Consider the following 4,370-nt stretch of genomic DNA (forward strand, 5'->3'; position numbering starts at 1 on the left):
CCGTGCTTCTTCCGATCTCCCCGAATTACCCGTCCCCAAAAATCCTTCGAGGCCGTCGGGGCTCTGTTGTGCGAATGGCCCGTAGTCGTGGTACATCAGGCCGGCGAAGACCCCGGTGTCGGATCCGCGCAGGGAATGCGGGTCGATTCCGGCCCGTTCCACGGCTTCCCAGCTCGCCTCCAGCAGCAACCGCTGCTGCGGGTCCATGGCCAACGCCTCGCGCGGTGAGATCCCGAAGAACTCCGCGTCGAACTCGGCGGCGGTGGAGAGGAAGCCTCCCCGTCGGGTGTACGAGGTGTCCGTCCGGGACTCGTCCGGGTCGAACAGCGTTTCCAGGTCCCACCCGCGGTCGGTCGGGAAGTCGCTGATCCCCTCACCGTCGGACTCGACCATCCGCCAGAGGCTCTCGGGGGAGTCCACCCCACCCGGGAAACGGCAGGCCATCCCGACGATCGCGATGGGCTCATCCGCGGAAACCGTCGCCGTCACCGCCGCGACCGGAGCAACCGCCCCGACCAACTCACCCAGCAGGTGGTCCACCAGCGCGTCCGGGGTCGGATAGTCGAACACCGTCGTCGCCGACAACCGCAACCCGGTCACCGCCGACAACCCATTGCGGAACTCCACCGCCGTCAACGAATCAAAACCCAACTCACCAAACGCCTGACCACCATCCACCGACCACCCCTGCGGATGACCCAGCACCACCGCCACCCGCGACGACACCACCTCCAGAACAACGGCCCGACGCGCGTCATGATCGAGGTCGGCGAGCCTTGCCCGCAGCGACGACGTGTCGGTCGCGGCGGCGGCCACCCGGCGTGCGGGCCGGACCAGACGCCGCAGGAGCGCGGGCACAGTGCCGGACGCGGCGACCGCCGCGAGGTCCAGCAGGATCGGCACGCTGACCGGCGACGGCGACACACAGCCGGCGTCGAGCAGGGCGAGTCCCTGCTCGGCGGTGAGCGGGAGCACCCCGCCACGGCCGAGACGCCGCTGGTCGGCATTCGCGCTCAGGTCGCTGGCGTCGGCCCAGAGCCCCCAGGCGAGGGAGACCGCCGGGAGTCCCAGCCCGTGGCGGTGCTGTGCCAGGGCGTCGAGGAACGCGTTGCCGGCCGCGTACGCGCCCTGGCCCGCGTTACCGAACACCCCCGCAGCCGAGGAGAACAACACGAACGCCGACAACCGCCGATCCCGCGTCAACTCGTGCAGATACCAACCCGCATCCACCTTCGCCCGCAACACCGCCGACAACCGCTGCACCGACAGCCCGCTGACGACGCCGTCGTCCAACACACCGGCGAGGTGCACGACGCCGGTCAGCTCCGGTGCCTCGGCGATGGCCTGGGACAGTGCGGTCCGATCGGTCGCGTCCGCGGCCACCAGTCGGGCGGACGCACCGAGCCCGGCGAGGTCCGCCAGGAACTCGGCCGCCCCGGGGGATTCGGCGCCGCGACGGCTGACCAGCAACAGGTCGCGCACACCGTGGGTGGTGATCAGGTGTCGCACCACGAGTCGGCCGAGCGTGCCCAACGCGCCGGTGACCAGCACCGTTCCGGTGCCGAAGGAGAACGGGCGTGGTTCCTCGGCCGGCGGTCGGACGAGTCGCGGCACGCTGACCACTCCGCCGCGGATCGCCAGCTGCGGCTCACCGCAGTGCGCGGCGGCGGGGAGCAGCGCAAGAGAGCCGGGCCCGTCGTCGATGTCGACCAGCACGAACCGGTCCGGGTGTTCGGCCTGGGCGCTGCGCACCAACCCGTGCACGGCGGCCCCGGCGAGATCGGTCAACGGCTCGTCGCCGGTCTGCACGGCGTGTCGGGTGGCGACGATCAGCCGCACACCGGCGAGCCGCTCGTCGGCCGCCCAGGACTGCACCACGGCCAAGGCACGGGTGGTGGCGGTGTGCGCGGCGGTCACCGGGTCGGCGGCGGGGTCGGGCTCGGCGTACCAGAGGACAGGGCCGGCCGGCACGCTGCCGGCGGCCAGCGTCGCCGCCAGATCCGCGTGGTCGGTGAGCAGGGTCGCGGGGACGTCGAGCTGCGGGATCGGCGTCCATTCCATCTGGTACGGGCGCAGCGTCGCGCCCGTCGTCGGCGTGTAGGGGCGCAGCACGAGCCGGTCCACGGTGGCGACGGGACGGTTCTCGGCGTCGCGCAGATCGAGGGAGATCGCGTCGGCGCCGGCCCGGCTGATCCGTACCCGGGACGCGCGTGCCCCGGTGGCGTGCACGGTGACCCCGGTCCAGGAGAACGGGAGGCCGGTCGTGTCGCCGTCGAGGACACCGAGGGCGAGGCCGTGCAGGGCTGCGTCGAGGAGCGCGGGGTGCAGCAGGAAGCCGTCGGGGGTGAGGTCATCGGCGAGGGCCACGTCGGCCAGCAGCTCCCCGTCGCGACGCCACGCGGCGTGCAGGCCCCGCAGGTGCGGCCCGTAGTCGAACCCGATCTCGGCGAAGCCGGGGTAGACGCCGTCGACCGGCACCCCGTCGGTCGCTCCCGGCGTCCAGTGACCCGGGGTGTCCGCCGCCTCGACGGTGGTGAGGGTGCCGGACGCGTGTCGCTGCCATTCGCCGGTGTCGTCGGGGCGGGCGTAGAGCGTGATGTCACGCCGTTCGCCCTCCGCGGCGGGGTTGTCACCGGTGAGCGGGCCGACCAGGGCGCGGATGGTCAGAGTGCCGCCGCTGGTGGGCAGCACCATCGGGGCTTCGATGGTGAGCTCGTCGAGGTGGTTCAGGCCGGCGTGGTCGCCGGCGGCCAGGGCGAGGTCGACCAGCGCGGCACCGGGGACCAGCAGTGCGCCGCCGATCACGTGGTCGGCCAGCCAGGGCTGGGCGCGGGCGGAGAGACGGCCGGTGAGCAGCACGCTGTCCTGCTCGGGCAGGTCGGCGGCGGCGGCCCAGAACGGGTGGTCGACGGTCGCGAGCCCGATGCCGGCCGCGTCGGCGGCGGTGTCGGGTGCGGCGGGCCAGTAGCGCTGGTGCTGGAAGGCGTAGGTGGGCAGGTCGATGAGACGTCCGCCGGTCAGGCACGGCGTCCAGTCCACCGCGACGCCGCGCACGAAGACCTGCGCCAGGGCGGCGAGCAGGGCGGTCGGCTGGTCGCGGTCAGAGCGTTGCACGGGTACGAACACCGCGTCCGCAACGCAGTCGGCGCCCATAGCCGACAGGACCCCGTCCGGGCCGATCTCCACGAACGTGGTCACCCCTGCGGCTTCCAGGGTGGCCATGCCGTCAGCGAAGCGGACCGCTTCGCGCACGTGCCGCACCCAGTAACCGGCGTCCTGCGTCTCCGCGACCTGCCCGCTCACGTTCGACACGACCGGGATCCGAGGCGACTCGTAGGTCAACGTCTGCGCGACCTGCGCGAACTCGGCCAGCATCGGCTCCATCAACACCGAGTGGAACGCGTGACTGACCCGCAGCCGCTTGGACTTCTCGAAGTGGGCGGCGACGGCCGTGACCTCGCCTTCCACGCCGGACAGCACCACCGAGCGGGGGCCGTTGATGGCGGCGACGGACACGCCGTCGGTCAGCAGCCGCAGCACCTCCGCTTCGGTCGCCCGTACCGCGACCATGACCCCACCGGTCGGCAGGGCCTGCATCAGGCGGCCTCGGGCGGCGACCAGCTTCGCCGCGTCCGGCAGCGACAGCACCCCGGAAACGTGCGCGGCGGCGACCTCACCGATCGAGTGCCCCACCAGGTAATCCGGCGTGACACCGAACGACTCGACCAGCCGGAACAGGGCAACCTCGACGGCGAACAACGCGGCCTGTGTGTAGACCGTCTGGTCCAGGGCCTCCGCGTCGTCCAGGATCACGTCCCGGATCGGCCGGTCAAGATGACGGTCCAGCTCCGCGCAGGCCGCATCGAACGCCGCCGCGTAGCGGGGGAACGTGTCGTGGAGGTCCCGGCCCATGCCCGGCCTCTGCGACCCCTGACCGGAGAACACAAATGCTGTCTTCCCGCGTACCGCCGACCCGGTGACCGGACCCGGCTCACCAGCGGCCAACGCCGCCAGCTCCTCCGGCCCGAACACCACCGCCCGATGCGCGTGCGTCGTCCGGTGTGCGGCCAGGGTGAACCCGACATCGACCGGGTGCGCCTCGACCGGCACCAGCCGGGCGGCCTGACCCCGTACCGCCTCCGGCGAGCGGGCCGACAACACCCACGGCACCAGCTCGGGTGCTTGCGGCTTGGCGTCGGAGGGAACGTCGACGGCGGGCGGCTCTTCGATGATGACGTGGGCGTTGGTGCCGGAGATCCCGAACGACGACACCCCCGCCCGACGCGGACGCCCACCAACCGACCACGGCCGAGCCTCGGTCAACAGCTGAACCGCACCCGCCGACCAATCCACCTGCGACGTCGGCGCAT

At 72.3% G+C, this 4,370-nt stretch carries 1 protein-coding gene; it reads right to left on the reverse strand.

Annotated elements, in window-relative coordinates; genetic code table 11:
• Positions 1-4,370: type I polyketide synthase (locus LADH09A_RS02620; protein WP_274528903.1), on the reverse strand; the 4,370-nt coding region annotated here is incomplete at both ends.

This window comes from Micromonospora cabrerizensis (genome assembly GCF_022230955.1).
GTDB classification, from domain to species: Bacteria; Actinomycetota; Actinomycetes; order Mycobacteriales; family Micromonosporaceae; genus Micromonospora; species Micromonospora cabrerizensis.